25 protein-coding genes are annotated in these 26,905 nt (G+C 71.8%); 14 read left to right on the top strand and 11 right to left on the bottom strand.

All coding sequences use genetic code 11. The features are described 5' to 3' along the window. Positions 1-63: 63 nt before the first annotated feature. Positions 64-2,823 (bottom strand): phosphoenolpyruvate carboxylase, encoded by a 2,760-nt coding sequence (gene ppc, locus WA640_RS26790; protein WP_335991919.1) that lies wholly within the window; start codon positions 2,821-2,823, stop codon positions 64-66. A 267-nt stretch (positions 2,824-3,090) separates the two neighbouring features. Here ppc and cysC point away from each other — a divergent pair, with 267 nt between their 5' ends. Then, positions 3,091-4,635 carry an adenylyl-sulfate kinase gene (gene cysC / locus WA640_RS26785; RefSeq protein WP_106365047.1) on the top strand — a complete coding sequence of 515 codons (1,545 nt, stop codon included), beginning with the start codon at positions 3,091-3,093 and terminating at the stop codon, positions 4,633-4,635. 58 nt (positions 4,636-4,693) lie between these two features. On the opposite strand, the gene WA640_RS26780 is transcribed toward cysC, so the two are convergent. Both WA640_RS26780 and WA640_RS26775 read right to left on the bottom strand, forming a co-directional pair. After that, on the bottom strand, positions 4,694-5,359 hold the full coding sequence (locus WA640_RS26780) for a vitamin K epoxide reductase family protein (RefSeq protein ID WP_335991918.1): 666 nt from the start codon (positions 5,357-5,359) through the stop codon (positions 4,694-4,696). 115 nt (positions 5,360-5,474) lie between these two features. Then, complete coding sequence (locus WA640_RS26775) at positions 5,475-6,332, bottom strand: SDR family NAD(P)-dependent oxidoreductase (RefSeq protein WP_335991917.1); 858 nt, start codon at positions 6,330-6,332, stop codon at positions 5,475-5,477. Positions 6,333-6,460: 128 nt separating this feature from the next. Here WA640_RS26775 and amrA point away from each other — a divergent pair, with 128 nt between their 5' ends. After that, on the top strand, positions 6,461-7,051 hold the full coding sequence (gene amrA, locus WA640_RS26770; RefSeq protein WP_335991916.1) for an AmmeMemoRadiSam system protein A: 591 nt from the start codon (positions 6,461-6,463) through the stop codon (positions 7,049-7,051). A gap of 16 nt (positions 7,052-7,067) precedes the next feature. Here amrA and WA640_RS26765 read toward each other — a convergent pair whose 3' ends face one another. Then, positions 7,068-7,907, bottom strand: a complete 840-nt coding sequence (locus WA640_RS26765; RefSeq protein ID WP_335991915.1) for a PhzF family phenazine biosynthesis protein — start codon at positions 7,905-7,907, stop codon at positions 7,068-7,070. An 88-nt stretch (positions 7,908-7,995) separates the two neighbouring features. Between WA640_RS26765 and WA640_RS26760 the strand changes: the two genes are divergently transcribed. Further along, positions 7,996-9,129, top strand: a complete 1,134-nt coding sequence (locus WA640_RS26760; RefSeq protein WP_335991914.1) for an Mrp/NBP35 family ATP-binding protein — start codon at positions 7,996-7,998, stop codon at positions 9,127-9,129. Between the two features lie 72 nt (positions 9,130-9,201). Here the strand turns inward: WA640_RS26760 and WA640_RS26755 are convergent, their stop codons facing one another. The 3 genes from WA640_RS26755 to WA640_RS26745 all read right to left on the bottom strand — a co-directional run bounded on the left by WA640_RS26755 (position 9,202) and on the right by WA640_RS26745 (position 12,044). Next, positions 9,202-9,573 (bottom strand): YbjQ family protein, encoded by a 372-nt coding sequence (locus WA640_RS26755; RefSeq protein WP_335991913.1) that lies wholly within the window; start codon positions 9,571-9,573, stop codon positions 9,202-9,204. 114 nt (positions 9,574-9,687) lie between these two features. Beyond that, on the bottom strand, positions 9,688-10,617 hold the full coding sequence (locus tag WA640_RS26750; RefSeq protein WP_335991912.1) for a DapH/DapD/GlmU-related protein: 930 nt from the start codon (positions 10,615-10,617) through the stop codon (positions 9,688-9,690). Between the two features lie 2 nt (positions 10,618-10,619). Further along, positions 10,620-12,044 carry an RNA-guided endonuclease InsQ/TnpB family protein gene (locus tag WA640_RS26745; protein ID WP_335991911.1) on the bottom strand — a complete coding sequence of 475 codons (1,425 nt, stop codon included), beginning with the start codon at positions 12,042-12,044 and terminating at the stop codon, positions 10,620-10,622. 106 nt (positions 12,045-12,150) lie between these two features. On the opposite strand from WA640_RS26745, the gene dapE reads away from it, so the two are divergent. Continuing rightward, positions 12,151-13,221 carry a succinyl-diaminopimelate desuccinylase gene (dapE, locus tag WA640_RS26740; protein ID WP_335991910.1) on the top strand — a complete coding sequence of 357 codons (1,071 nt, stop codon included), beginning with the start codon at positions 12,151-12,153 and terminating at the stop codon, positions 13,219-13,221. Then, the gene (locus tag WA640_RS26735) at positions 13,218-13,922 is read left to right on the top strand and encodes a TIGR00730 family Rossman fold protein (protein WP_335991909.1); all 705 of its coding nucleotides are present in this window, start codon (positions 13,218-13,220) and stop codon (positions 13,920-13,922) included. The genes dapE and WA640_RS26735 overlap by 4 nt, the downstream gene beginning before the upstream one ends. Before the next feature lie 25 nt (positions 13,923-13,947). On the opposite strand, the gene folP is transcribed toward WA640_RS26735, so the two are convergent. Next, positions 13,948-14,814, bottom strand: coding sequence for a dihydropteroate synthase (gene folP, locus WA640_RS26730; protein WP_106365057.1), 867 nt, complete (start codon positions 14,812-14,814; stop codon positions 13,948-13,950). 81 nt (positions 14,815-14,895) lie between these two features. Between folP and WA640_RS26725 the strand changes: the two genes are divergently transcribed. The 9 genes from WA640_RS26725 (at position 14,896) to WA640_RS26685 (ending at position 23,469) form a co-directional block, all read left to right on the top strand. After that, positions 14,896-16,158, top strand: coding sequence for a M18 family aminopeptidase (locus WA640_RS26725; protein WP_335991908.1), 1,263 nt, complete (start codon positions 14,896-14,898; stop codon positions 16,156-16,158). Between the two features lie 82 nt (positions 16,159-16,240). Further along, the gene (locus WA640_RS26720; protein WP_335991907.1) at positions 16,241-18,763 is read left to right on the top strand and encodes an FtsK/SpoIIIE domain-containing protein; all 2,523 of its coding nucleotides are present in this window, start codon (positions 16,241-16,243) and stop codon (positions 18,761-18,763) included. After that, positions 18,760-19,413, top strand: coding sequence for a hypothetical protein (locus WA640_RS26715; RefSeq protein WP_335991906.1), 654 nt, complete (start codon positions 18,760-18,762; stop codon positions 19,411-19,413). The genes WA640_RS26720 and WA640_RS26715 overlap by 4 nt, the downstream gene beginning before the upstream one ends. Positions 19,414-19,431: 18 nt before the next feature. Next, entirely contained in the window at positions 19,432-19,956 is a 525-nt protein-coding gene (locus WA640_RS26710) for a DivIVA domain-containing protein (RefSeq protein WP_335991904.1), read from the top strand. Positions 19,957-19,968: 12 nt separating this feature from the next. Beyond that, positions 19,969-20,466: a hypothetical protein gene (locus tag WA640_RS26705; RefSeq protein ID WP_146148139.1), complete on the top strand. Its 498-nt coding sequence runs from the start codon at positions 19,969-19,971 to the stop codon at positions 20,464-20,466. A 226-nt stretch (positions 20,467-20,692) separates the two neighbouring features. Beyond that, positions 20,693-20,860, top strand: coding sequence for a DUF3117 domain-containing protein (locus WA640_RS26700; RefSeq protein WP_081913440.1), 168 nt, complete (start codon positions 20,693-20,695; stop codon positions 20,858-20,860). Between the two features lie 240 nt (positions 20,861-21,100). Beyond that, positions 21,101-22,513: a trypsin-like peptidase domain-containing protein gene (locus WA640_RS26695; RefSeq protein WP_335991903.1), complete on the top strand. Its 1,413-nt coding sequence runs from the start codon at positions 21,101-21,103 to the stop codon at positions 22,511-22,513. A 67-nt stretch (positions 22,514-22,580) separates the two neighbouring features. After that, positions 22,581-23,072: a hypothetical protein gene (locus WA640_RS26690; RefSeq protein ID WP_335991902.1), complete on the top strand. Its 492-nt coding sequence runs from the start codon at positions 22,581-22,583 to the stop codon at positions 23,070-23,072. Positions 23,073-23,112: 40 nt separating this feature from the next. Continuing rightward, positions 23,113-23,469 carry a VOC family protein gene (locus WA640_RS26685; RefSeq protein ID WP_335991901.1) on the top strand — a complete coding sequence of 119 codons (357 nt, stop codon included), beginning with the start codon at positions 23,113-23,115 and terminating at the stop codon, positions 23,467-23,469. Between the two features lie 71 nt (positions 23,470-23,540). Here WA640_RS26685 and WA640_RS26680 read toward each other — a convergent pair whose 3' ends face one another. The 3 genes from WA640_RS26680 to ffh all read right to left on the bottom strand — a co-directional run bounded on the left by WA640_RS26680 (position 23,541) and on the right by ffh (position 26,886). Next, positions 23,541-24,038, bottom strand: coding sequence for a DUF4190 domain-containing protein (locus WA640_RS26680; RefSeq protein WP_335991900.1), 498 nt, complete (start codon positions 24,036-24,038; stop codon positions 23,541-23,543). Between the two features lie 142 nt (positions 24,039-24,180). Further along, positions 24,181-25,272, bottom strand: coding sequence for an amidohydrolase family protein (locus WA640_RS26675; protein WP_335991899.1), 1,092 nt, complete (start codon positions 25,270-25,272; stop codon positions 24,181-24,183). 72 nt (positions 25,273-25,344) lie between these two features. Beyond that, complete coding sequence (gene ffh, locus WA640_RS26670; protein ID WP_335991898.1) at positions 25,345-26,886, bottom strand: signal recognition particle protein; 1,542 nt, start codon at positions 26,884-26,886, stop codon at positions 25,345-25,347. Positions 26,887-26,905 lie beyond the last annotated feature (19 nt).

Here is a 26,905-nt window from a genome sequence, read left to right as displayed (position 1 = left end):
GAAACTAGCACGGGACCGGGGCTCGGCCCCGGTCCCATGGTCGATTTGCGACGCTGGAGGCGATCAGCCCGTGTTGCGCAGGCCCGCCGCGATGCCGTTGACGGTGATGAGGAGCGCGCGCTTGAGCTGCGGGTCCACGTCGCCGTCGGCGCCGCCCTCGGAGCGGTAGCGCTTGAGCAGCGACACCTGGAGGTGGTGCAGCGGCGCCAGGTAGCGGTCGCGGACCTCCAGGGTGCGGGCGAGCTGCGGGCTGGAGGCGAGGAGGCGCTCCCCGCCGGTGAGCGCGAGGACCTCGCGCACCGTGGCGGCGTGCTCGTCCTTGATGGCGTCGAAGATCGGGCGCAGCCGCTCGGGCACGAGCGTCGAGACGTACTGGCCCGCGATCGACAGGTCGGTCTTCGCGAGCGTCATCTCCACGTTCGACACGAAGTTGCGGAAGAAGTGCCACTTCTCGTACATCTCGGCGATGTCGCCGCCGAGGCCCGCCTCCCGGGCCGCGGCGAGGCCGGAGCCGACGCCGTACCAGCCGGGGACGATCTGCCGCGACTGCGTCCAGCCGAACACCCACGGGATCGCGCGCAGGCCCGAGAGCCCCGCGTCGGTGTTCGGGCGCTTCGACGGGCGCGAGCCGATGTTCAGCGCGCCCAGCAGCTCCGTGGGGCTCACGGCCCAGAAGTACTCGGCGAGGCCGTCGCGGCCCGTCAGGCCCCGGTAGGCGGCCTTGGACGCCTCGGAGGTCTGGTCCATGACGTCGAACCAGCGGGCCAGCACCTCGGGCTGGTGGCGCGGCTCGGTGTGCAGCAGCGTCGCCTTCAGCGACGCGGCCACGGTCAGTTCGAGGTTCTCGCGGGCCAGCGCCGGGAGCGTGTACTTGTCGGAGAGGACCTCGCCCTGCTCGGTGATCTTGATGGCGCCGTCGAGGGTGCCCGAGGGCTGGGCGAGGATCGCCTCGTGGGTGGGGCCGCCGCCGCGGCCGATGGTGCCGCCGCGGCCGTGGAACAGGCGCAGGCGCACGCCGTGCTTGTGGGCGACGTCGCGCAGCTGGCGCTGGGCGGCCTGGATGTTCCACTGGGAGGCGGTGATCCCGGCGTCCTTGTTGGAGTCGGAGTAGCCGAGCATGACCTCCTGGACGTTGCCGCGGGCGGCGACGATCGCGCGGTAGGCGGGCAGGCTGAGGAGCCGGTCGAGGAGGACGTCGGCGCCCGCGAGCTCCTCGACCTCTTCGAGGAGGGGCACGAAGCCGACGTCGGCGCGGCCGCGGGCGACGTCGATGAGCCCGGCGTCGCGGGCGAGGATCGCGGGGGCGAGGACGTCGCCGGCGTCGTGGGTCATCGAGATGATGTAGGACTCGACGATGGCCTTGCCGAACTGCTCCTGGGCGTCGCGCACGGCGTGGAAGACGTCGAAGGTCTTGCGGTTGGCGTCGGTGAGCTCGACGTTCGCGGGCGCGAGGGGCCGCTGGCCGGAGAGTTCGCGGGCGAGGAGGTCGCTGCGCTCCTCGGGCGTGAGGTCGGCGTAGGGCTTGTCGAGTTCGCCGGTGGCGTCGTAGAGCTCGGCGAGGACGGCGTGGTGGGCCTCGGAGTGCTCGCGCACGTCCATGGTGGCGAGCTGGAGGCCGAACGCGGCGACGGTGCGGATGACGCGGTCGAGGACGCCCTTGGCGGGGAGCTGGCCGCGCTGGCGGGCGAGGGAGTCGCGCATGACCTGGAGGTCGGCGAGGAGTTCGCGGCCGTCGGCGTAGTCGAAGCCGGGGCGGTGGGGCAGGCCCTCGGCGTGGCGGGTGCGGGTGTTGGCGAGCTTCGCCTCGATGGCGCGGGCTTTGAGCCGGTAGGGCTCTTCGGCGTGGATGCGCTTGTAGCGGCCGGGGATCGCGGTGCCGAGCCGGTCGAGGTCGGCGTTGACGGAGTCGAGGAGCTCCTGCGAGGCGGGCCGGACCGCTTGGGATACCGAGAGTTCGTTGATGAGCCCGGCGACGGCGCCTTCGGCGGCGGCGATGCCGTGCTCGTGCTGCATGAGCAGGACCTGCTTGGTGACCTCGGGGGTGACGAAGGGGTTGCCGTCGCGGTCGCCGCCGATCCAGGTGCCGAAGCGCAGGGGCGCGGTGCCGGGGCGGGGGGAGCCGCCGAGGTCGGTGAGGGTGGCGTTGAGGTCGGTGAGGACGCGGGCGGCGGCGTCGCGGTAGAGGTCGGTGAGGTAGTAGATCGCGTTGCGGGCCTCGTCGGTGGGCTCGGGCTTCTCGACGCGCAGTTCGTCGGTCTGCCAGAGGAGGTCGATGATCTCGGCGAGGCGGGAGTTGACGGCGTCGACGTCGGCGGAGCCGAGCACGGCGCGCTCGGCGGCCTCGGCGTCGAGGAGGTCGGCGATGTTCCGCAGCTTGATGAGGATGGAGCGGCGGGCGGCCTCGGTGGGGTGGGCGGTGAAGACGGGGCGCACTTCGAGGCGCTCGGCGGCGGCCGCGATCTGGTCGGCGGGGACGTCTTCGAGGGTGATCTCGGCGCGGGCCTGGGAGAGCCAGCCGCCGTTCTCGGCGCGGGAGCGGCGCATGTCGCGGGCGCGGTGGACCTGCTCGGTGATGTTCGCGAGGTGGAAGTAGGTGGCGAACGCGCGGGCGAGGTCGACCTCCTCGGTGACGTCGAGCTTGGCGAGGCGGGAGGCCACGTTCTCGGGCTGGTGGCGGACGAGGCCGCGCACCTCCTCGACGAGTTCGAGCAGCTGGGGGCCCTCCTGGCGGACGAGCGCCTGGCCGAGGAGGTTGCCGAGGCGCCGGATGTCGCGGCGCAGCTGCTTGTCGTCGGTGCCGCTGGAGGAGTCGTAGTAGTCCATGGGAGGTCTCCACTGCTGGTCTGGGCAAACCCAAGAGGGGCCGCTCGCGCCGACGTCCTTGTCCGCGGTGAACTGCTGTGCTCTGAGAGCGATGTCAGCGTAACTTACCGGTAATGGCCGCGCCACTTTCTCAGTCCGCCATGCGGGACGATCCGGTGCGTTCCCGGCCGCAGCGGGTGAGGCGGGTGACGGACCCGTGGCATACCCTGGTTCGACCGATACCGAAGCCGCCCCGATCGTTCCGCTGCGAAGGGACCCCGACCGCCGATGTCTGACTGGGTACTGCCCGACGAGATCCTCGCCGAGGCGCCGAGCCACACCCCGCTCCCGCACGAGCTGGCCGACCTGGAGCTGCTGCTGTACGGCGCGTACGCGCCGCTGCGCGGGTTCATGGGCGAGGCCGAGGCGCGGTCGGTGACCACGACGGGGATGCTTCCCGACGGGACGGCGTGGCCGGTGCCGGTGACCCTGGACGTGCCGGTCGCCATCGCGCGGCTGCTCGACAACCCGGACCCGAAGCGGCGTGTGCTTCGCATCACCGACCCGGAGGGGGCGCCGGTCGCCGCGGTCGAGTGCCACAGCCTGGACGCGCTCGGGCCGGACATGGTGCGGGTCGGCGGCCCGGTGCGGCGGATCGCGGACGCGGCGCACGGGGTGTTCACGGGCCTGCGGGCGACGCCCGAGCAGGCGCGCACGACGTACACGAAGCCGCGGGTGCTGGCGCTGGTGGCGGACCGGCCGCTGCACCGGCCGCAGCTCGCGCAGCTGGCGCGCGCGGCCCACAACCTCGCGGCGCACGTGCTGGTGATGATCCCGACCGGCGACGAGACGAACGGCGGCCGGGAACTGCGGCTGCCGACGGCGGCGCTGGTGCGGTCGGTGCTCGCCGCGAAGGACCGGCTGCCGACGGCGACGGTGCTGACGGTGCCGCTGTCGAAGCGCGGCGACCGGCTCCGCGACGGCCTGCTGACGGCGAAGGTGGCGGCCGCGTACGGGGCGACGCACCTGATGACCGGGCCCGACGGGCTCGGCGGGGGCGACGGCGTCCGGTCGATGGTGCCGCGCGAGCTGGCGTACGACACGCGGGACGGCCAGTGGCGGCCGATCGAGGACATCGAGCCGCCGTTCCGGCGCACCGCGCTGAGCGAGGCCGAGATCGCGGACATGCTCGACCGGGGCTTCGGGCTCCCGGAGTGGCACACGCCGCCGAGCGTGGCCGCGGAGCTGCGCAAGGCCCGCCCGCCGCGGCGCCAGCGCGGCCTGGTGCTGTTCTTCACGGGCCTGTCGGGCTCAGGGAAGTCGACGATCTCGCGGGGCGTCCACGAGGCGCTGCTGGAGGACGGGACGCGCACGGTGTCGCTGTTCGACGGCGACGTGGTGCGCCGGCTCCTGTCGTCGGGGCTCGGGTTCACGCGCGCGGACCGGTCGGTGAACGTGCGCCGCATCGGGTTCGTCGCGGCCGAGGTGGCGCGGCACGGCGGCATCGGCATGGCCGCGCCGATCGCGCCCTATGAGGCGGACCGGGCCGAGGCCCGGCGCATGGCCGAGGCGGCGGGCGCGGACTTCGTGCTCGTGCACGTCTCGACGCCGATCGAGGTGTGCGAGGCGCGGGACCGCAAGGGCCTGTACGCGAAGGCGCGCGCGGGCCAGATCCCGGAGTTCACGGGCGTGTCGGACCCGTACGAGCCGCCGCCGCACGCGGAGCTGGAGATCGACACGAGCGAGATCACCGTCGGCGAGGGCGTGGAGCAGGTCCTGGAGTACCTGTCCGAGGGCGGCTGGCTGGAGCCGATCGGGCTGCGGATCGCTTAGGGGACATGGGAAGGGCCCGGGTGGGAGCCCGGGCCTTTCCGCTCGTCTGCCGCCTCGTCTACAGCAGGGTGGACCAGTAGTCCCAGAAGCCGGTGCCGACGATGCCGATGACGGCGACGTACAGCAGGGCCAGGCCGATCCAGTGGAAGCGCAGGACGTCGTCGACGGCGTCGCGCCAGTCCGCGGACACCGGGATCGCGCCGGTGCGGAGGTTGCGGACCGTGGTGAACCAGAAGATCGGCAGGACCACCGCCCACACGGCCATGCACCACGGGCACAGGACCCCGATCTGGTACACCGACTGGAAGATCAGCCAGGACACGAAGCCGATCCCGGCGAGCGTGCCGAGGTTGAACGACAGCGCGATCCACCGCGGCAGCTCGGTCTTGGAGAGCCACAGGACCCCCATGAAGACCACGAGCGGGAACGCCGCGAGCCCGATGAGCGGGTTCGGGAACCCGAACACCGACGCCTGCCACGTGTTCATGACGGTGCCGCACGACAGCACCGGGTTGAAGTTGCACGAGATCTGGTGGTTCGGGTCGATGAGCGAGGCGATCCGCTCATAGGTGAGGTCGAACGCGGCCGCGAGGCCGACGAGCCCGCCGACGAGCAGGACGAGCCCGGTGACCGTGCGCCCGCGGGCCTCTCTTCCGGTCTCGCCGAACGCCTCGTCCATGAGCGCCCCCTGGGTGTCTGTCGTGGTTGCCGTCGATGTGATCACGCAAGGGTAACGAGCGCGGCGCGACCGGAGTTGCGCGCAAAGCGCCGAATGTGGCGATCCGGACGATGTGGAACCGGGCGGGGCGCTCCGGCGTCGAAACGGCAGGCGGCCTGCGTCAGACCCGCAGGGACCGGCCCCCGTCGACCACGAGCGTCTGCCCGGTGACGTACGAGGCCGAAGGCGCGCAGAAGAACACGGCCGCGGCAGCGACCTCCTCGGGGGTTCCCGGACGGCCCATCGGGCCGTCGAGGCCCTGCTGGAGCTCGGGCACGGTGGACGAGCCGGTGCGGACCAGGCCCGGCGCGATGGCGTTGACGGTGACGCCGTCGGCGACCACCTCGGTGGCGAGGGCCTTCGTCAGGCCCGTGACCCCGGCCTTCGCGGCCGCGTAGGCGGCCTCGGCGGGGACGGCGTTGACGACGCCCGCGGTGGCGGCGACGTTCACGATGCGGCCCCAGCCGCGCTCGGCCATGGGCTGCACGAACGCCCGCGATACCAGGAACGCCGTGTCGAGGTTCCGCGACAGCTCCGAGCGCCAGTCCTCATAGGACAGCTGGGCGACGGGCTTCACGACCGCCGGGTCCGACTTCGACGTCAGCCCCGCGTTGTTGATCACGATGTCCACCTCGCCGACCGCGTCCACGACGGCGTCGGCCAGGCCCCCGACCTCCGCCTCGTCGGTCAGGTCCGCGACGAAGCCGACCGCGTCGATCTCCCCCGCCCGCTCGTGGATCCGCTTCGTCGTCGACACGATCGCGACCGTCGCGCCCGCCAGGCGCAGCCGCGTCGCGATCGCCATCCCAATCCCGTCGGGCGCACCGGCACCGGTGACCAGCGCGATCTTCCCTGCGAGCGAATCGAGCTGCTGGAGCCGCCCGAGCTCCGTCAACGGGCCCTGACCCGCGGAAGGCAGGTCGATCACCTCGGCGAGGCCGTCTTCGAAAGCGTCGCGGCTCGGTCGCGGTTCAGTCATGCGGGCAGTGTCTCACGGGGCCCCGACCAAACGCACCACCGCCGGGCCGAACAGCGCGAAACCGCCACCATCAGGGCGTACCACCGGGGTCGGCACGGGCGCCTCCCGCGGCGTGGGACCATCGGGGCATGGAGCCGAACCTTGGCCCGGTCCTGACGGCGCTGGCGCGCAGCGCGGTCGCGACCTCCTTCGGCCCGCGCCCGCCCGGCGCGGCCGAACTGCTCGCCGACGCACCGACCGCACTCGGCGAGCGGGCCGCGACGTTCGTCACTTTGGATCGCGACGGCGTGCTCCGCGGCTGCATCGGCACGCTTATCGCCGTGCGGCCCTTGGGATTCGACGTGGTCCGCAACGCGCGCCTCGCCGCGAAGGACCCGCGCCTGCCCGCCGTCGCGGCCGACGAGGTCTCCGGGCTCACCGTCAAGGTCTCCGTCCTGTCCCCGTCCGAACCGCTTGCGGCCCAGGACTTCCCGACGCTCCTCGACGGCCTGCGCCCCGGCGTCGACGGCCTCGTGCTCAAGGACCTCGACGGACACCGCGCCACGTTCCTGCCGTCCGTGTGGGCGAACCAGCCCGACCCCGAGCGCTTCGTCGCCGCGCTGCTGCGCAAAGGCGGCTGGCCGCGCCGCATCTGGGACGGCGGCCTCCGCTCGGCCCCCTGGCCCAAGGGCCTGACGGCCGAGCGGTACGGGACCACGGACTACGTCAGCGCGCCCTAGCCGCGCCGCGACCGGCCTACTCCGGCAGCACGACCAGGTTTCCCTCGGCGGTCTTGACCGCCGAACCGGACACCGAGACCGACACCGCGACGCCGCCCTCCACGACCACCTCGCCGTACAGCGACGACGGCCGCCCGACCTCCGCGCCCTGCGCGATCTCGTACGCGTGCACGCCGTCCCCCTCGATCAGGCCGACGTCCACCAGGTGCACGCCCAGCGCCACCGCGGCCGAACCCGTCGCCGGGTCCTCCCCCACGCCCACGTGGAACAGCCGCGCGTGGACGGCGGCGTGGTCGGCGTCGAAGCTGAACACGTACACCTTGTCGAGGTGCCCCGGCACGTCGACCGCCGCGGCCACGTCGCTCTCGGCGACCCGCACGAAGTTGTGGTCGAGCCCGGCGCTGGCGTTCTTCGGGGTGCCGACGATCCGGTCGGGGTGCAGGCCGAGCGCCGCCGCGGCGGTGTCGCGGTCGATCTCGGGGCCCACGGCGATCGCGGTCGACGTGAGCTTCGCCGCGTCCCCGTCGACGGCGACGGTCATGAGGCCCGCGCCGCACTCCTGGACGACCCGGCCGTCCTTCGGCGCGACCCGCCCGGCCGCCGTGACGGCGACCGCGGCGCCGATCGTGGGGTGCCCGGCGAACGGCAGCTCCTCCGCAGGGGTGAAGATGCGGGCGAGGTAGTCGGCGCCGGGATCGGTTGCGGGGAGCACGAACACGGTCTCGGAGAAGCCGAATTCCTTGGCCACGGCCTGCATCTGGTTCGTGGAGAGGTCCTGGCCGTCGTAGACGACGGCGAGCTGGTTGCCCGCGTACGGGCGGTCGGAGAAGACGTCGTAGATCGCGAACGGAAGCATGAAGCACTTATAGCTCGCACCGGGTGACGAGCGGGCGGTAAGGCTACGCTCACATTGGCGCCTGCGGGCACGTGGTTACGATTGGGTCATGTCTGACAACGCCGCCGTCGTCGAGGCCGTACACGAAGCGCTCTCGCACGTCAACGACCCCGAGATCCGCCGTCCGATCACCGAGCTGGGGATGGTCGACACCGTCGCGGTCGAAGGCGGGCGCCTGTCGCTGACCATCCTCCTCACCGTCGCGGGCTGCCCCATGCGCGACACGCTCCAGCGCGACATCGCCGCCGCCGTCGACGGCGTGGACGGCGTCACCGAGCTCGAACTCGAATTCGGCGTCATGAGCGAGCAGCAGCGCGCCGACCTCCAGGTGAAGCTGCGCGGCAAGGCCGGCGCCGAGCCGGTCATCCCGTTCAACCTGCCCGAGTCCCGCACCCGCGTGTTCGCGATCGCCTCCGGCAAGGGCGGCGTCGGCAAGTCGTCGATGACCGTGAACCTCGCCGCCGCGCTCGCGGCCAAGGGCCTGTCGGTGGGCGTCGCCGACGCGGACATCTACGGGCACTCGATCCCGCGGATGCTCGGCGTCGAGGGTGCCCCGACGCAGGTCGAGGACATGATCATGCCCCCGCAGGCGCACGGCATGAAGGTCATCTCGATCGGCATGTTCACGCCCGGGAACACCGCGGTCGTGTGGCGCGGCCCGATGCTGCACCGCGCGCTCCAGCAGTTCCTCGCCGACGTCTACTGGGGCGACCTCGACGTGCTCCTGCTCGACCTGCCGCCCGGGACCGGCGACATCGCCATCTCGGTGGCGCAGCTCCTGCCGACCGCCGAACTCGTGGTCGTGACCACCCCGCAGCAGGCCGCCGCGGAGGTCGCCGAGCGCGCGGGCGCGATCGTGACGCAGACCCACCAGAAGCTCGCGGGCGTCGTCGAGAACATGTCGTGGATGGAGCTGCCCGACGGCTCCCACATCGAGCCGTTCGGCTCCGGCGGCGGCAAGACCGTCGCCGAGGCGCTCACCCGCGACGTGGGCACCGACGTGCCGCTGCTCGGCCAGATCCCGCTGGACCCGAAGCTCCGCGAAGGCGGCGACGCGGGCATTCCGCTCGTGCTCTCCGACCCCGACTGCGAGGCGTCCCGCGCGATCCGCGCCATCGCCGACCAGCTCGCGGTCCGCAAGGTGTCCTTGGCGGGCAAGCCCCTCGGGCTGAGCGTGGTCTAGGACCCGGAACGAACGGGGCGGCGGCACCGGTCCTCGCGGATCGGCGCCGCCGCTTCCTATCTCCCGGTTTCCTTAAGAAAGCTTGCGGACCGTGACGGCCGTGCCGTAGGCGCAGACCTCGGTGCCCATGTCGCGAGCGTCCGAGACGTCGAAGCGCATCATGACGACACCGTTGGCGCCCAAGGACTTCGCCTGGTCGACCATGCGGGTGAGGGCCTCCTCGCGCGAGGCGGCGAGGGCCTTCGAGAGGCCCTTCAGCTCGCCGCCGAGGATCGACTTGAAGCCCGAGCCGATGTCGGAGAACATGTTCCGCGAGCGCACCGTGAGCCCGAAGACCTCGCCGTGGGCCTCCAGGACCTCGTAGCCCGGGACGTTCTCCGTCGTCGTGACGACGAAGCCTGAGGCGGTGGGATTCGCGCCGCCGAATTCTCCGACATAGTCCATGCGGGCAACGCTATGCGAATCCGCAGGCCCGCGCGTCGGTCCGAAGAACGAAAAAGCCCCTCATGCTCAGGCATGAGGGGCGGTACCCAGGTACTACGTGCGGCGCACCCGGGCCTACTGCGCGCTGTGCAGGGCGGCGTTCAGCTCGCCCCACGTGCCCGTGCGCGGGCGCACTTCGAGGACGCCGGTCTGGGTGTTCGTCCAGAACTGGAGGTTGTCCTTGCCGGAGAGGGTCGCGGCCTTGACCACGGTCCCGTCCGGCAGCGTGACCTTGGAACCGGCGGTGACGTAGCAGCCCGCGGCCACGACGCAGTTGTCGCCCAAGGAGATCCCGATGCCGGCGTTCGCACCGAGGAGGCAGCGCTCGCCGATCGAGATGACCTCCTTGCCGCCGCCCGAGAGCGTCCCCATGATCGAGGAGCCGCCGCCGATGTCGGAGCCGTCGCCGACCACGACGCCCGCGGAGATGCGGCCCTCGACCATCGAGTTGCCGAGCGTCCCGGCGTTGAAGTTCACGAAGCCCTCGTGCATGACCGTGGTGCCCTCGGCGAGGTGCGCGCCCAGGCGCACCCGGGAGGCGTCGGCGATGCGCACGCCGACCGGGGTCACGTAGTCGGCCATCGGCGGGAACTTGTCGAGGGACTTCACTTCGAGGGTCTGCCCCTCGCCGCGCAGCTTCAGGCGCGCGGCGTTCACCGCGTCGGCGGGGACGGGGCCGTGGTTCGTCCAGGCGTTGTTCGGGAGGAGCCCGAAGATGCCCGAGAGGTCGATGGTGTGCGGGGTGACGAAGCGGTGCGAGAGGAGGTGGAGGCGCAGGTACACGTCGGCGGTGTCCACCGGCTCCTCGGCGAGGGACTTGACGAGCACCGACACGCCCTTCGAGCGGGTCCCGGTCGGGTTCTCCCGGTCGATCTCGGGGGCGGCCACGCCGGTCGGGGCCTCGCCGAGCCCGAGGCGGGTGAACCACACGTCGAGGACCGTGCCGTCGGGGGCGACCGTGGCCACGCCGACTCCCCAGGCTGCGTCAGTCAGGAATTCACTCATCCTCAGAGCCTATCCACGCGCCGGGTATCGTCTGCGGATTTGGCGTCCACCCTGTCATCCCTGACACGGTTTCCCTCCTTGCGGAGGCCCACTTTCCTCGCGGGAGTGGTGGTTACTGCTTCCTGTCCGCCTTTCAGCGGGTTTCTCGGGCCGCGCCCGGCACCTGAACAGATGCCGGGTCTCCCCGACTGAGCGTCGCCGCTCAGATACGGGTCCTCGTACCCTCCACAGTCGTTTCGGCTCTCCGATTTCGCTCCGGACTCGGAACTACTTCGCCCCTCGGCGAGCTGCTTGCGCTCCTCCAGGAGGCGACGGCCCTCCCGGCGGATATTGATCTCGGCGTTCGCATCCCGGTCGTGCGCGGCGCCGCAGGCGCAGACCCACTTGCGGACCTGGAGACCTTGCCGCCCATGAGGACCGGCAAGCGACCCGCAAGCCGAACACAGACGGGTGGAAGGGAACCAGCGGTCGATTGCGACGAAATCTCGTCCGTACCTGGCGCACTTCGCCTCCAGCGACCGCAGGAACTTCCCCCATGCGACATCGTGAATCCCCTTCGCAGCGGAGCTTCGCGACAATCCGGCGACGGACAACGACTCGACGAACACGCTTTGGTTCTCAGCGATGATCCGTCGGGCGGCCTGTTCCAGGAAGTCACGGCGCCGATTCGCGATTGACTCGTGGATCTGCGCGACCCGGAGCCGGGCCTTGGCTCGGTTCTTGGACCCCTGATCCTTTCGTGCGAGAGCGCGCTGCGCCTTCGCCAGCTTGCGCTCCATTCGCTTGAAGAACCTTGGATTGTCGATCACGTTGCCACCGCGCAGCACGGCGAACGACTTCAGACCCATGTCGATTCCGGTCTCGTCGTGCACGGGCGGCAGGGTCTGGTCCTCTTCCACGGAGACCACGAAGGAGACGAAGTACTTGCCTGACGCCTCTTTGATCAGCGTGGCGCTCGAAGGAAGGGCGGGAAGCCGACGGGACCAGGCGACCTTGACCTCCCCGATTCCGGCGAGGTGCACCTTGCCGTTCTGCTTCAAGGTGAACCCGCGCCGGGTGAATCGCGCGGTCTGCCGGTGCGACCGCCGCTTCGACCTGGGCGGCCCCACCGGTCGTCCCGGCCGCTTGCCGCTCCGGGATTCGAAGAAGTTTTTGTAGGCCGTGTCGGCGTCCCGGACGGACTGCTGGAGCGCGACGACGGAGACTTCGGCGAGCCACGCGCGTTCCCGGGTGCGCTTCGCCTCGGTGATGAGCTGCCGCTGCAACTGCGCACTTCGCGGGTAGGGTAGTCCTTCGGCGCGAGCGCGCTCACGGGCTGCGATCACGTCGTTGAACACGACTCGGACACACCCGAACGTTCGAGCCGCACTGCGGCGCTGCGGCACCGTCGGGTAGACGCGGAAGGTGTATCGCAGAAACGTGCCCACGAGTACAAGGATGAACGCGGGGTGTGACACCCTCGATCCGCCGATGCCATCATCAGTCCTTGGAAAAGAGTGAAATGAGTCTCTCGATCGATCCCTACGAGGCGCCATGACAGTTTTGAGTGAGGCAGTCCTCGCCGACCCGGTCGCGCTGACGCGGGCCCTGTGCGACATCCCGTCCGTCTCGCGCGACGAGGCCGCGATCTGCGACGCGGTGGAGGCGGCCCTCAAGCGGTTGGGCCACTTGACGGTGGAGCGGGTCGGGAACACCCTCGTGGCCCGCACCGAGCTGGGTCGGGACCGCAGGGTCATGCTCGCCGGGCACCTCGACACCGTCCCGGTCAACGACAACTTCCCCACGCGCACCGAAGGGGACGTGATGTGGGGGCTCGGCACCTCGGACATGAAGTCGGGCACCGCGCTCGCGCTGTGGATCGCGGCGACGGTGGCGGAGCCGAAGTTCGACCTGAGCTTCGCGTTCTACGACTGCGAGGAGATCGAGGCGGTGCACAACGGCCTCAACAAGCTGTCGAAGTCGCGGCCGGAGCTGCTGGCCGCGGACTTCGCGATCCTCCTGGAGCCCACGTACGGCCTGGTCGAGGCCGGGTGCCAGGGGACCATGCGGGCGCGCGTGAAGACCCGCGGGAAGCGGGCCCACTCGGCGCGGTCCTGGAAGGGCGAGAACGCGATCCACCGGCTCGCGCCGGTCCTGGAGCGGCTGAGCGCCTACGAGGCGCGCGAGGTCGACGTGGACGGCTGCACGTACCGCGAGGGACTGAACGCGGTGTTCATCGGCGGCGGCGTCGCCGGGAACGTCATCCCCGACGAGGGCTGGGTGGAGGTCAACTACCGCTTCGCACCCGACCGCGACGAGGCCGCCGCCGAAGCGCATGTGCGCGAAGTGTTCGCGGGGCTGGAGGTCGAGCTCGTGGACTCGGCACCGTCGTGCCGCCCGGGCCTGGACCGGCCCGAGGCCGCCGAGTTCGTGGCCGCGGCGGGCGGGGAGTTCCGCGCCAAGCTCGGCTGGACCGACGTGGCGCGGTTCGCGACCCTCGGCGTCCCCGCGGTGAACTTCGGGCCGGGCGACCCGAACCTCGCCCACAAGCAGGACGAACGCGTCGAGATCCCCCGCATCCGCGCCTGCGCGGACGCGCTGCGGGCGTATGTGGAGGCACCATGACTTCGGACAGGCGAATCACCGACGACCAGCGGCTGCTGGACCTCGAACACAGCGAGGAGTGGAAGCAGCGCGCCGCCTGGCGGGTCATGAAGTTCCAGGCCGAGTTCGTGGAGGGCTTCGACGTGCTCGAAGCCGCCGACCTCGGCGACGCCGTCTGCGTCTACGGCTCCGCGCGCACCGTGGTCGACTCCGAGGAGTACAAGCTCGGCGTGGACCTGGGCCGCAAGCTCGGCGAGGCCGGGTTCTCGGTCATCACCGGCGGCGGCCCCGGCGCGATGGAGGCCGCGAACCGCGGCGCCTACGACGCGGGCGTCAAGTCCGTGGGCCTGGGCATCGAGCTGCCGTTCGAGCAGGGCATCAACGAGTTCGTGGACATCGAGCTGGACTTCAAGTACTTCTTCGTCCGCAAGGTCATGTTCCTGAAGTACTCGTGCGGGTTCTGCGCCCTCCCGGGCGGCTTCGGGACCATGGACGAGCTGTTCGAGGCGCTCACCCTGGAGCAGACGGGCAAGGTCGGCAAGTTCCCGATCGCCCTGATCGGCACCGACTACTGGGGCGGGCTCGTCGAGTGGCTGCGCGCCTCGATGCTCGGCGACGGCAAGATCAGCCCGAAGGACCTGGACCTGCTGCTGGTCACCGACGACCTCGACGAGGCCGTGGCGCACATGCAGCAGTCCCGCTCGGCTCAGGCGCGCCCGTAGCCGAGCGGGCGGCGACGCGCGACGATCAGAGGCTCCGCAGCGGGGCCTTCGGCGGCCGGTCGCCCTTGATGGAGGCGACCATGTCGAGGACCTCGCGGGTCGCGGCCACGTCGTGCGCGCGGAAGACCCGCGCCCCGTTCCACGCGGAGATCGCGGTCGCCGCGAGCGTGCCGTTCAGGCGCCGGTCCACCGGCAGGTCGAGGGTTTCCCCCACGAAGTCCTTGCGGGACAGGGCGACCAGCACCGGCCAGCCGGTTTCGGCCAGCTCGTCGAGGCGGCGGGTCAGGTCGAGCGAGTGGTACGTGGTCTTGCCGAAGTCGTGGGTCGGGTCGATGAGGATGCCGTCGGCGCGCACGCCCGCGGCGACGGCGGCCTCCGCGCGCTCCACGAGCTCGCCGCGGACCTCCTTGACGACGTCGCCGTAGACGGCCTTCTCGGCGATCGTGCGCGGCGCGAGCCCGCCGGTGTGGGAGACGACGAGCCCCGCGCCGGTGTCCGAGGCGGCCTCGATCACCGTCGGGTCCCAGCCCGCCCACGTGTCGTTGATGAGCTCGGCCCCCGCGGCGACCGCCTCGCGGGCGACCTCGCCGCGCCAGGTGTCGACCGAGATGACCAGCTCGGGGTGGCGGTCGTGGACGGCCGCGATGAGCGGCACGACCCGCTCGATCTCCTCGGCGGGCGTGACCTCCGGCCCGATGTCCCCGGCCTTGACGCCGCCGATGTCGACGATGTCGGCGCCGTTCGCGACCGCGTTGTCGACGGCCGCGACGGCCGCGTCGAACGCGAAGGTCCGCCCGGCGTCGTAGAACGAGTCGGGAGTGCGGTTGACGATCGCCATCACCGCGTAATCGCCGTCATCGAACACCCGTCTGCCAAGTCTCAGAGCACGCATGGCTCTATGCTGACAGCCGCACCAGCCACCCGCCACCGCATCGGCCCCCGCGGCGGCGCGAATGAGCCCAGGAGGAGCACCATGGCCCGCTTCGACCGGTCGCACACCGACGACCTCGCCGCGTTCATCAAGGCGAGCCCCACGCCGTACCACGCGTGCGCCGAGGCGGGCCGGCGGCTGGAGGCGGCCGGGTTCCGGCGGCTCGCCGAGACCGGGGAGTGGCCGCTGGAGGAGCCCGGCGGGTACTACACCGTGCGCGACGGCTCGATCATCGCGTGGCGCGTCACAGGAGCCGACTTCGACGGGTTCCGCATCTTCGGCGCCCACACCGACACCCCCGCGTTCAAGGTCAAGCCGAAGCCCGACACGGGCGCGGCGGGCTGGAAGCAGGTCGCCGTGGAGGTCTACGGCGGCGTGCCGCACCAGACGTGGCTCGACCGGGACCTGGGCGTCGCGGGCCGCCTGGTCCTGCGCGATGGCAGCGAGGTGCTCGTGGACGTCGACCGGGCGCTGCTGCGCATCCCGCGCCTGGCGATCCACCTCGACCGCGGCGTCAACGAGGGCCGCGCCCTCGACCCGCAGGGCCAGCTCACCCCGATCTGGGGCCTCGGGCAGCCGCGCGAAGGCGAGTTCCTGGAGTTCATCGCGGGCGAGGCCGGGGTGGACCCCGACGACGTGATCGGCCACGACCTGTTCACCGTCGCCCTCGACGCGCCCGGCTACCTGGGCAAGGACCGGGAGCTGTTCGCGGCCTGGCGGCTCGACAACCTCACCAGCGTCCACGCCGGGGTCGCCGCGCTCATCGCCGCCGAGGACACCGGGTCGCACCTGCCGGTGCTCGCCGCGTTCAACTACGAGGAGATCGGGTCGATGACCTACTCCGGCGCGCAGAGCCCGTTCCTGGAGTCGGTGCTCCGGCGCGTCCTCGCCGGGGACTACGAGCGGTACGCGCAGGCGATCGCGTCCTCCGCGATGATGTCCTCCGACACCGGCAACTCGATCCACCCGAACTACCCCGAGAAGCACGAGCCCGGCCACCGGCCCGTCGCGGGCGGCGGCCCGATGATCAAGGTCAGCGCCAACCAGCGGTACGCGAGCGGCGCCGAAGAGGAGGCGCTGTTCCGCCGCGCCGCCGAGCGCGCCGGCATCCCGTGGCAGTACTACGTCAACCGCAACTCGATCCCCGGCGGGACCACCATCGGCCCGATCTCCGGTACCCAGCTCGGCATCCTCACTGTGGACGTGGGCCTGCCGATCCTGTCGATGCACTCGGCGCGCGAGCTGTGCGGCGCCGACGACCCTGCCCGGCTCGCCGATCTCGCACTGGGGCTCTTCGAGCACTAGGCGACTCCCCGCTCCGGAGTCCTCACGCCCTGCGCTGCACCGGTAAGGTGGTGTCGTTCACGGCACCCCCTTGGAGGCGGCATTGACTTGGCGGACCGAACTGGAGCGGGCCGCGGCGCGGCTGCGCGAAGCCGCCGGGGCCGCCGACCGGGCCGAGCGGCTCCTCATCGAGGCCGCCACGCAGCTCGCCGCCGACGACACCGAGCGCCGCAGAAGTGAACTGGCCCAAAGGCTCAGCGCGGCAGCGGCCGGCGCCGCCACCGGATGGCTCGGCGACGACCTCGCGAAGACCGACCCCGACACGCCCCTGTGGACCGACCCACGGGGGGTCGAGGCGGTGCGGATCGGGACGGCCCTCTTGGACGACGAGCCCGCGTTCCCCGCACTGACGGGCCTGCTCGGCAAGGGCCACCTCGTGTGCGACGGCGACGCCGCCGACCCGCGCGTGGCCGGGATGCTCCAGTCGCTGCTCGTGCGGGTCACCGCCGCGCACCCCGACCTCGAACTGTCCCTCGTGGACGGCGTCACGCTCGGGCAGGTGTTCGCGCCCGCGACCGCGCTCGTCGACGCCGGGATCGCCGCCCCCGTCGCCACCGACCACCTCGCGCTCGGACGGGCCCTCACCTCCGCCGAGAAGCGGCTCACCGAGCTGCGCGACATCGCCGCCCGCGGCCAGTCGATCGCCGACCGGCCCTACCACCTCATCGTCATCGCCGGGCTCCCGCCGGAGGTCGGCAAGACCATGCGCGAGCGCCTCGCGGCCCTCGCCCACGCCGGGCCCGCCGCCCGCTGCCACCTCGTGCTGTGCGGCTGGAGGAACCACCCGCACCGCGAACCGCTCCCCGCTGTCGAGCACGCGACCTACCTCGAATGCGGCGACGAGGTCCGGCTCGGGAGCCTCCCGCTGCCCGTGGTCCTCGACGCCGCGCCGCCGCCCCGCCTGGCGCGCACCGTGTTCGGCTCGCGGGCGCGCCAGCGCCGCGAGGCGGGCGAGCTGTCGGTGGCCGACCTGGTGCCCGAGCACCTGTGGACCGAGTCGAGCCGGAGCGGGCTGACGACGGTGATCGGGCGCGACCAGGCCGGGAGCATGGCCGGGGGCGACGTGGAGGTGTCGTTCGACGACGCCACGCCGCACTGGCTCATCGGCGGGCGCACCGGCGGCGGCAAGACCGTGTTCCTCCTCGACGTGCTGTACGGGCTCGCGACCCGGTACTCCCCCGAGGAGCTGGAGCTGTACCTTCTGGACTTCAAGGAGGGCGTGTCGTTCACGGAGTTCACGCCCTCGCCGCTGGACCCGTCGTGGATCCCGCACGTGAAGGCCGTCGGCGTCGAGTCCGACCGCGAGTACGGGGTGGCGGTCCTGGCGGCGCTGCGCGCGGAGCTGACGCGGCGGGCCGGGCTGATGAAGCGGGCGGGGGCGACGCGGCTGGCGCGGCTGCGGGAGCTGCGGCCGGAGCTGCGGCTGCCGCGGATCGTGGCCGTGGTGGACGAGTTCCACGTGCTGTTCGCGGGGAACGACCGGCTCGCGGGCGAGGCGGTGGCGCACCTGGAGGAGCTGGCGCGCAAGGGCCGCTCGTACGGGGTGCACCTGGTGCTCGCGTCGCAGACGATCTCGGGGATCGAGGCGCTGTACTCCAAGAAGGACTCGATCTTCGGGCAGTTCCCGCTGCGGGTGGCGCTGCCGGGGGCGCGGCACCTGCTCGACGAGGGGAACGACGCGGCGGTCGAGTCGGTGGGGCAGGCGATCCTCAACGACGCCGGAGGTCTGAAGGGCCGCAACCGGACCTGCCGGTTCCCGGACGCGTCGAGCGCGGACGACCTGCTGGCGCGGCTGCGGCGGGAGCTGTGGGAGCGGCGGGACTCGGATGCGGAGCCGGTGGTGTTCCGCGGGTTCGACGAGCAGCATCTCGCGGCCGATCCGGGGTTCGCGTCGCTCGTGCCGACGCACGCGCCGCGGGCGCTGGTGGGCCGGGCGGTGGACGTGCACATGTCGACGGTGGGCTACCAGTTCGACCGGAGCCCGGGGCGGCACCTGGCGGTGCTCGGGACGTCGATCGTGGCGGCCGACGTGCTGACGTCGGCGGCGCTGTCGGTGGCGCGGCAGCACGAGCCGGGGAGCGTGGAGTTCCAGGTCGCGGCGACGGCCGCGGGCGCGGAGGACCTCGCGCGGGACCTGGTGGAGGAGTTGAAGGGCGCCGGGCACGAGTGCCGGGAGCTGGAGCCGGGGTCGATCCTGACGGCGCCGCGCGGGAAGCCGGTGTACCTGGTGTGGTTCGGGGCCGACGGCGCGGACGGGAAGCCGGGGACGCTGCGGGACCTGCTGCTGCACGGCCCGGCGACGGGCGCGCACGTCATCGGCTGGTGGCGGGGCGCGCGGCGGTTCCTCGACGACATCGGAGGCACGGCCGGGCGCGAGCACGTGGCCGGGGTGGTGGCGCTGAACATCGCCGCGAACGACCTGGCGGCGATCACCGGCGGGTACGAGCGGGCCTGGGAGGCGCGCGCGAACCGGTGCCTGGTGATCGACCGGCACGCGGGGACCGCGGTGCTGGCGGTGCCGTACGTGCGGCCCGGCCGCCTGGACGAAGTGGTGGAGACCCGATGAGCTTGAGCGCGTACGAAGACCTGGTCCACGAGCTGGCGCGGCTCGACGCCGACTCGGCGGCGAGCAGCGCGCAGGCGACGCGGCGGCTGGAGCGGCGCAGGCTGGCGCTCGCGGGCGTGCGGACCGAGCTGGACGCGCGGACCGCGGAGGTGGTGGACCTGAGCGTGCGGCTGCGCCAGTCCACGCCGGACCTGATGCCTTCGAACGAACTCCAGGCGGCCGAGACGGCGGTGGACGACCCGGACGCGGCGCTCGCGCAGGCCGAGACCGCGCTGCGGGAGGCGGAGCTGTCGCTGCGGGCGACGGTGCGCGCGGCCCAGCGGCCGACGCTCCTGCCGGACGTGCACCACGTGGTGCGCGAGCTCCTCGTCTACGGCGCGTGCATGATCGCGTGCCTGATCGGGCAGCTGGTCTATCTGGCGGCGAGCGGCGGGGGCGGCGAGGCCGCGTGGTGGGTCATGTTCCTGCCGCCCGTCATGGCCGCGCTGGTGGGGTATCTGCTGGTGGGGGCCGCGAACCGGCCCCGGCTGCCGCGCACGGACCGCGACGGGCGGCCGGTGAAGGCGGTCGTCCCCCACAACCCGCGTCTGGGAGTGACCCTCGCGGTCTGCACAATGGCGCTGTTCGCCTATTTCGCGTTCTTCGCTTAGAACTGCTTGGAGGGTCCCGTGGGTCTCGTGCTCCCGGTCATCGTCGCCGTCGTCGGCGTGTGGATCGCGTTCTCGATCGTCGTGTGGGCCACCGGCCGCGACACGCTGCTGGACCTCGCGCCCGCGGGCGCGCCGCCCGGGCTCGGGGACGAGGAGCCGGTGAGCGAGGCGTCCGTGGGGGCGCTGCGGTTCGACACCGGGGCGCGCGGCTACCGGACCGACCAGGTCGACGCGGCGCTGAACCGCCTGGCGTGGGAGATCGGCCGCCGCGACGAGCAGCTGGCGGCGCTGCGGGCCGAACTGGACGGCGGGGAAGCCGTTGCGGCCGAATCGGATCGCGAGGAGGCGGCCGACGCGGAGTACGGCGACGACCCGGTCGAGCCGGAGACGCAGGCGGAGGCGTTCGACGCCGAGCCGTTCGACGAGCCCCTCGAAGAGGACACGTTCCGGCTCGCGAAGGAGTCCGGCGCGGACGGTGAGGGGACCGGACGTGAGGCAGGGCGCGAGGATGAAGGGGAGGCGCCGCCGCGCGGCGGGTCGTGATGGGATAAGCCCATGCGTTATTGGCTGCTGGTGTTGCACGAGGACGAGTACGCGGAGCAACAGGCGTACGAGGTCGAGTCGGTCGAGCCGGAGGGGGCCCGTCCCGAGGGCGCCGCGGACGGCGACGAGGTGGCCCTGGCCGGCCCGGAGGGCGTCTTCGCGCTGGGCGAGCTGGTCGGGCCCGCGGTCGTGTACCGGCGCCGCCTGGAGGAGCCGGAGAAGACCGACGAGAGCGCCGGTGTCGAGGCGGGCTGGACGCAGCTCATGCCGGACGCGTGGGAGGACCTGGTCCGCAGCCTGCCGACGCCGGAGCGGCGCAGCGACTGGCTCGTGACGCTGTCGATGCCGATCGAGGCGGTCGACAAGGCCGAGGCGGTGCGGCTGTTCTGGTCGTACATCCGGTCGCTGGGGCCCAAGGAGCTGCCGACGTTCGTGTCGCCGTACGGGCGCGAGATCGAGGGGACCGCGTTCCTCCTGGGCGCCGAGCACGAGCAGGACCCGGAGGAGTAGTCCGGTACCCGGACGGACCGTCACGATCCGGCATTGTTTCAGGGCTCTGCGCACGGGAAACGGAAAACCGCAAATCGGGTGTCCGATTTAAACGGTTTTAGGCACTTTCTCCGCAACTTTGTCACATACTCGGAGGGGCGAGTTGGCTCTCGGCCTGCGGATCGGGGAAACTTGATCTAGCAACGTCGAGTCGCAACCTGCGGCCTTGGATCGAGGGGAGACGAATATGGCGGCCATGAAGCCGCGGACCGGCGATGGTCCGTTGGAGGTTACCCAGGAGGGCCGCGGCATCATCATGCGGGTGCCGCTGGAAGGCGGCGGTCGTCTTGTGGTCGAGATGACGCCGGAAGAGGCCGAGACCTTGAACAAGGAGCTCCAGGGCGCCCTCGAATAACGGCCCGAAGCCACCCCACTCGGCGGTCACCCCGCCGCCGGTCCGGACTGAGGACCCGCTGCACGGTTCCGTGAAGCGGGTCCTTCTTCGCGCCCTCGGACCGGCAGCGCGCGGGCGCCGAGCGGGGTGGACGCGCGCGGCGTGCCGGGTGGACGCAGCGGAATCCGGACGCACCGTCACGGGGCGGGCCGGAATCGCAGCGCGGGTGAAGGGGCGGCAAATGCGGCATAGACTCTACCCATGACTTCCGGCACCCAGCCGCCCCAGGCAGATCCGGGCGACCAGTGGCGACCCCAGCGGCCCTGGCAGCAGTCGGCTCCAGAGCAGCAGGCCCCGCAGACGGCGGCGCAGCCGGCCCCGCAGGAACCCGCGTCTCCGGCGCACCCCGCCGGACCCGCCGCGGACGGGCGCCACGACGTCGCGATGGCCGCGCCGCAGCCGCAGGCCGCCGCGCAGCAGCCGCCCGCCGGCCAGGCCGCGTGGTGGCATCCCGCGGCGGCGAGCGACCCGTGGCGGGACCCGGGGAGCCGGGCCGTGATCGAGACCCGCCCGGCGCCGGCTGCGACCCCGCTCGAACCGCTTCCCGAGCGGCCCCGCCGGACCGCGCGGGCCGGGCTCGGGCTCGTCGTCGCCGTCTCGGCGGTCACCGCGCTCATCGCCGGGGTCCTCGGCGCGGCCATCGGCATCTGGGCCACCCGCGGCGACATCGGCGGCACGATCACCGGCGCCGACCCCGAGACGCAGCGCGACCTCACCTCGGTGGCGGGCGTCGTCGAGCAGATCATGCCGTCGGTCGTCACGGTCCTCACCGCGGACGGCGGCAACGGCTCGGGCTTCATCGTCTCCGACGACGGGTACCTGCTCACCAACCACCACGTGGTCGTCGGCGGCGGCACCGAGCCCGCCGAGCAGCTCCAGGTCCTGTTCAGCGACGGGTCCGTGACCACCGCGAACGTCATCGGCTCCGACCCCGACTCCGACGTCGCGGTCCTCCAGATCGAGGGCGGCGACCACCCGGCGATGGTCCTCGCCGACTCCGACAAGGTCGCCGTCGGCGACCCGGTGCTCGCCGTCGGCGCGCCGCTCGGGCTGTCGTCGACGGTCACCGAGGGCATCGTGTCCGCGATCGACCGGCCCGTGCTCACCGAGAACAACAACGGCGAGGTCGAGTCGGTGATGGCCGCGATCCAGACCGACGCGGCGATCAACCCCGGCAACTCCGGCGGGCCGCTCACCGACATCGCCGGGCAGGTCATCGGCATCAACACCGCCATCGCGTCCACCGCGGCCGAGGGCGAGGCCGGGAACATCGGCATCGGCTTCGCGATCCCGATCAACCAGGCCAAGCGCATCGCCGACGAGATCATCGCGACCGGGAGCGCCGCCCACACCGTCCTCGGCGCGGAGCTCGGAGAATCCGAATTGGGCGTCGGCGTGACCCTCGCGACGATCGTCGACGGCTCCCCCGCCGACGACGCGGGCCTGGAGGACGGCGACCTCCTGACCAGCTTCGACGGTACGAGGGTCACGGAGAACACCCAGCTGATCGCCCTCATCCGCAAGCTCGCGCCCGGGACCGTGGTCACGGTGGTGTACGAGCGCGATGGCGAGGAGCACAGCGCCCAGGTCACTCTAGAAGCGGCCGCGGACTGACGTGGGGGTACGCTAGGCGGAGGTTTTTCAGGTACCAGCAGTCACAGTCGGTCATCGGAGGGTCAGCGTGTTCGGAGGCTTGGGCGGAACCGAGTTCCTCGTCATCATCCTCATCGCGATCTTCCTGTGGGGCCCCGACAAGCTGCCCAAGGCGCTCGCGAACCTCCGCCGGTTCATCTCGAAGGCCCGGAACATGGCGTCGAACGCCGCGGCCGACCTCAGCCGCGAGATCGGCACCGACATCAAGCCCGAGGACCTCAACCCCAAGACGTTCGTGCGCAAGCACATCCTGACCGAAGAGGACCAGGAGATGCTCACGAACCCCCTCAAGTCCACGATGCGCGACCTCCAGGACGGCACGAAGCCGCTCCAGGAGGGCCTCACGGACGCGACCCGCGACATCGAGACGACCCGCCGCAACGTCAACCGCGGCGCGATCACGCGCGGCACGAACGGGTCCGCGAACGGCTCGGCCAACGGCGCCGCGACCGGTGCCGACGACGCGTCGGCCGCCGAGCGGACCCGCGGGCGCTCGGCCAGTTTCGACGACGTCACCTGATCGGGGTTTGCCCGTCGTACCCGGCTGGAACACTGGCCGGATGATCGGAACTTGGCACGGCCTCATCATCGACTGCCCCGACCCGGATGCGCTCGCGTCCTTCTACCAGGAGCTGCTCGGCATGGTCCGGGTCCAGGACGACGGCGACTGGGTCGTCATCGGCGACGCGCCCGACCGGCCCGGCGTGGCCTTCCAGCAGATCCCCGACTTCACCACGCCCACTTGGCCGGGCGGCGCGCACCCGCAGCAGATGCACTTCGACGTGCGCGTGCCCGACCTCGACGCGGGCGAGGCGGCGGCGCTGGAGCTCGGGGCGAGCCGCCTCGACGGCGGCGGGGAGACCTACCGGGTCTTCGCCGACCCGGTCGGGCACCCGTTCTGCCTGGTCACCATGTGATCGGGAGGATCGACGTGCGAACGCGCGGAACGGCCCGGGCGTCGCCCGGGCCGTTCCGCGTCGTCGATGCGTCAGACGGTGGTGCCGACCATCCCGAGGGAGGCGACGCCGCTGATGTACATGATGATGGCGATCGCGGCCCACGCGCACTCGATGATGCCGAGGATCAGGCCGGTCATCGCCATGCCCTTGCCGCCGGCCTGGCCGAGCTTGATCTTCTTGAGCGCCACGGCGCCCATCGCGACGGCGATGATGCCGCAGATGAGGTTCACGAAGGGCACGCAGAAGAGCGCGACGGCGACGATGCCGAGCACCATCGAGGCCACGGCCTGGCCCTTGGGGAGCTGCGGGCCGTACCCGGGCGCGCCGTACTGCGGCGGGTAGCCGGGGGCGGCGGGCGGGAGCTGCGGGGCGGCACCGTAACCGGGCTGCTGGGGCTGGCTGTAGCCCGGCTGCTGCGGCTGCGGGCTGTAGCCGGGCTGCTGGGGCTGGGAACCGGGCTGGCTGCCGTACGGGTCGTACTGGAAGCCGCCCTGACCGGACTGGTCCGGAGTCGGAGGATAGGTCATCGCTGCACTCTCTGCTCGGGCGGAAACGGCGCGGGGACGTTCACGATAGCCGATTCGCGCCACAGCGTGGTGACGAGGCCGCTTCGCGAACGAGTGGTGGGACGGCGGGTCAGGGCGCGAATGGGCGTATTTCCCAACAAGTTCAGTGCTCGACGATCCGGCCGCGGAGGATGATCAATGACGGCTCGCGGGCCGCGGTCAGGTCGGTGCGCGGGTCGCGGTCGTAGACGACGACGTCGCCGAGGTCGGGGGCGAGGCCGAGCCATTCGCGGGCCTTCCAGGAGGCCGCGGCGACGACCTCGGCGAGGGGGATGCCCGCGGACTCGTGGAGCAGGCGCATCTCCTCGGCGGCGAGGCCGTGGTCGATGCCGCCGCCCGCGTCCGTGCCGAGCCGGACCTGGACGCCCGCCTCCCAGGCGGCGCGCACGACTTCCGGGAAGCCGCGTTTGAGGCGGCGCATGTGGTCGGCGTAGCGGGGGAACTTGACGTCGGCCCCGGCCGCGATGTCGTCGAACGTCTCGATGTTGATCATGGTGGGCACCAGGGAGATCCCCTTGGCGGCCATGGTGTCGAGGAGGTCCGCGGACAGGCCCGTGCCGTGCTCGACGGAGTCGGCCCCGGCGGCGACGACGCACTCGACGGCCTCTTCGGAGAACGTGTGGACGGCGACGCGGGCGCCCTCGGCCTGCGCCGCGTGGATCGCGGCGGTGAGGACCTCGGGCTCGAAGGACGGGGCGAGGTCGCCGCGGCCGCGGTCGATCCAGTCCCCCACGAGCTTCACCCAGCCGTCGCCGAGCTTCGCCTGCCGGGCGAGCGCGGCGGCGGCCTCGTGCGGCTCGCATTCGAGGCCGATGCCGCGCAGGTAGCGCTTGGAGGCGGCGATGTGGTGCCCGGCGCGGATGAGCCGCGGGAGGCCGTCCTCGCCGACGAGCTCGGGGTACGGGTAGGGCGATCCGGCGTCGCGGATGGCGAGGACGCCGGCGTCGCGGTCGGTGCGGGCGAGCGCGCGGGCCTCGTCGAGGCTCTCGATGGGGGCCGCGCCGCGGCGGATGCCGATGTGGCAGTGGGCGTCCACGAGGCCGGGCAGGGCGTACCCGGAGGTGGCGACGGTGCGCGCGCCGGGGACGGGGTCGAACGTGATGCGGTCGCCGTCGACGTAGAGGTCGCAGACCGTGTCGTACGGGAGCCAGACGACGCGGAGGTGGAGCGGCGCGAGCGGTTCGAGTGCAGTCATCGCCTCGCAGTATCACCCGGACGGGTCGCGATGTCCAGCGCCGGGCCCCGTGTCGGGCCCGGCGCGGGGGCGCTACTTGTCCTTGCCCTGGTCCTTGAAACCCTGCTGCTTCAAAAACTGTTCCAGGTCGATGTCGGGCAGGTCGGCCGGGTTGAAGCCGGAGAGGTCCGGCATCTGGCCGCCGAGGCCCTGCGGGGCGCGCTGCTGCTGCGAGGCGGGGCCGCCGCGGCGCACGGTCTTCTTCTTGGCGCCCTTCTTGCCCTTGCGCTTGGTGTACGGCGACTTCGTGGCCTTGCCGGTGGGGATGCCCATGGCGCCGCCCATCTGGCGCATCATCTTCTGCGCCTCCTTGAACCGGGCGAGGAGCTGGTTCACCTCGGAGACGGTGACGCCGGAGCCGTTGGCGATGCGCAGGCGGCGGGAGCCGTTGATGAGCGACGAGTCGCGGCGCTCGGCGGGGGTCATCGAGCGGATGATCGCCGTGGTGCGGTCGATCTGCTTGTCGTCGATGGAGTCGATCTGCTGCTTCATCTGGCCCATGCCGGGCATCATCTTGAGCAGGTTGCCGATGGGGCCCATCTTGCGGATGGCCTGCATCTGGTCGAGGAAGTCCTCCAGCGTGAAGTCCTCGCCCTTGAGGAGCTTCTCGGTGTACTCCTCCTTCTGCTTCTCCTCGAAGACGGCCTCGGCCTGCTCGATGAGGGTGAGCATGTCGCCCATGCCGAGGATGCGCGAGGACATCCGGTCGGGGTGGAAGACGTCGAAGTCCTCCAGCTTCTCGCCGGTGGACGCGAAGAGGATGGGGCGGCCGGTGACGTGGCGGACCGACAGGGCCGCGCCGCCGCGGGCGTCGCCGTCGAGCTTGGAGAGGACGACGCCGGTGACGCCGACGCCGTCGCGGAAGGCCTCGGCGGTGTTGACGGCGTCCTGGCCGACCATGGCGTCGATGACGAAGAGGACCTCGTCGGGGTTCACGGCGTCGCGGATGTCGCGGGCCTGCTGCATCATCTCCTCGTCGATGCCGAGGCGGCCGGCCGTGTCGACGATGACGATGTCGTGGCCGCGCTGCTTCGCTTCGGCGATGGAGTCGGTGGCGACCTTGACGGGGTCGCCGACGCCGGAGCCGGGCTCGGGCGCGTAGGCGGCGACCCCGGCGCGCTCGGCGAGGACCTGGAGCTGGTTCACGGCGTTGGGGCGCTGGAGGTCGGCGGCGACCAGGAGCGGGGAGTGCCCGTCGCCCTTGAGCCACTTGGCGAGCTTCCCGGCGAGGGTGGTCTTGCCCGCGCCCTGGAGGCCCGCGAGCATGATGACCGTGGGCGGCTGCTTCGCGTAGTTGAGGCGCCGGGTCTCGCCGCCGAGGATGCTGATGAGCTCCTCGTTGACGATCTTGACGATCTGCTGGGCGGGGTTGAGGGCCTTGGAGACCTCGGCGCCCTTGCAGCGCTCCTCGATGCGGGAGATGAAGGTCCTGACCACCGGGAGCGCGACGTCGGCTTCAAGGAGCGCGCGGCGGATCTCGCGGGCCGTGGAGGCGATGTCGGCATCGGTCAGGCGGCCCTTGCCGCGGATCGACTCGAAGATTCCCGACAGTCGATCTGACAATGCGTCGAACACGGGCTGACCTCTCGGTGGG

The organism is Glycomyces sp. MUSA5-2, assembly GCF_037034145.1.
In the GTDB taxonomy this organism is placed as follows: Bacteria; Actinomycetota; Actinomycetes; order Mycobacteriales; family Micromonosporaceae; genus Glycomyces; species Glycomyces artemisiae.
The sequence above is the reverse complement of the archived record's forward strand: the minus strand, read 5'-3'. Positions and strand labels throughout refer to the sequence as shown.

Excerpts from the sequence above, each read along its gene's own strand:
- WA640_RS26765 (WP_335991915.1), bottom strand. The coding sequence starts at position 7,907 with ATGCTTCCGTTCGCGATCTACGACGTCTTCTCCGACCGCCCGTACGCG.
- WA640_RS26750 (WP_335991912.1), bottom strand. The coding sequence starts at position 10,617 with ATGAGTGAATTCCTGACTGACGCAGCCTGGGGAGTCGGCGTGGCCACG.
- folP (WP_106365057.1), bottom strand. The coding sequence starts at position 14,814 with ATGCGTGCTCTGAGACTTGGCAGACGGGTGTTCGATGACGGCGATTAC.
- WA640_RS26775 (WP_335991917.1), bottom strand. The coding sequence starts at position 6,332 with ATGACTGAACCGCGACCGAGCCGCGACGCTTTCGAAGACGGCCTCGCC.
- WA640_RS26705 (WP_146148139.1), top strand. The coding sequence starts at position 19,969 with ATGCGTTATTGGCTGCTGGTGTTGCACGAGGACGAGTACGCGGAGCAA.
- dapE (WP_335991910.1), top strand. The coding sequence starts at position 12,151 with ATGACAGTTTTGAGTGAGGCAGTCCTCGCCGACCCGGTCGCGCTGACG.
- WA640_RS26695 (WP_335991903.1), top strand. The coding sequence starts at position 21,101 with ATGACTTCCGGCACCCAGCCGCCCCAGGCAGATCCGGGCGACCAGTGG.
- WA640_RS26755 (WP_335991913.1), bottom strand. The coding sequence starts at position 9,573 with ATGGACTATGTCGGAGAATTCGGCGGCGCGAATCCCACCGCCTCAGGC.
- cysC (WP_106365047.1), top strand. The coding sequence starts at position 3,091 with ATGTCTGACTGGGTACTGCCCGACGAGATCCTCGCCGAGGCGCCGAGC.
- WA640_RS26715 (WP_335991906.1), top strand. The coding sequence starts at position 18,760 with ATGAGCTTGAGCGCGTACGAAGACCTGGTCCACGAGCTGGCGCGGCTC.
- WA640_RS26760 (WP_335991914.1), top strand. The coding sequence starts at position 7,996 with ATGTCTGACAACGCCGCCGTCGTCGAGGCCGTACACGAAGCGCTCTCG.
- WA640_RS26680 (WP_335991900.1), bottom strand. The coding sequence starts at position 24,038 with ATGACCTATCCTCCGACTCCGGACCAGTCCGGTCAGGGCGGCTTCCAG.
- WA640_RS26725 (WP_335991908.1), top strand. The coding sequence starts at position 14,896 with ATGGCCCGCTTCGACCGGTCGCACACCGACGACCTCGCCGCGTTCATC.
- amrA (WP_335991916.1), top strand. The coding sequence starts at position 6,461 with ATGGAGCCGAACCTTGGCCCGGTCCTGACGGCGCTGGCGCGCAGCGCG.
- WA640_RS26675 (WP_335991899.1), bottom strand. The coding sequence starts at position 25,272 with ATGACTGCACTCGAACCGCTCGCGCCGCTCCACCTCCGCGTCGTCTGG.
- WA640_RS26685 (WP_335991901.1), top strand. The coding sequence starts at position 23,113 with ATGATCGGAACTTGGCACGGCCTCATCATCGACTGCCCCGACCCGGAT.
- WA640_RS26735 (WP_335991909.1), top strand. The coding sequence starts at position 13,218 with ATGACTTCGGACAGGCGAATCACCGACGACCAGCGGCTGCTGGACCTC.
- ppc (WP_335991919.1), bottom strand. The coding sequence starts at position 2,823 with ATGGACTACTACGACTCCTCCAGCGGCACCGACGACAAGCAGCTGCGC.
- WA640_RS26700 (WP_081913440.1), top strand. The coding sequence starts at position 20,693 with ATGGCGGCCATGAAGCCGCGGACCGGCGATGGTCCGTTGGAGGTTACC.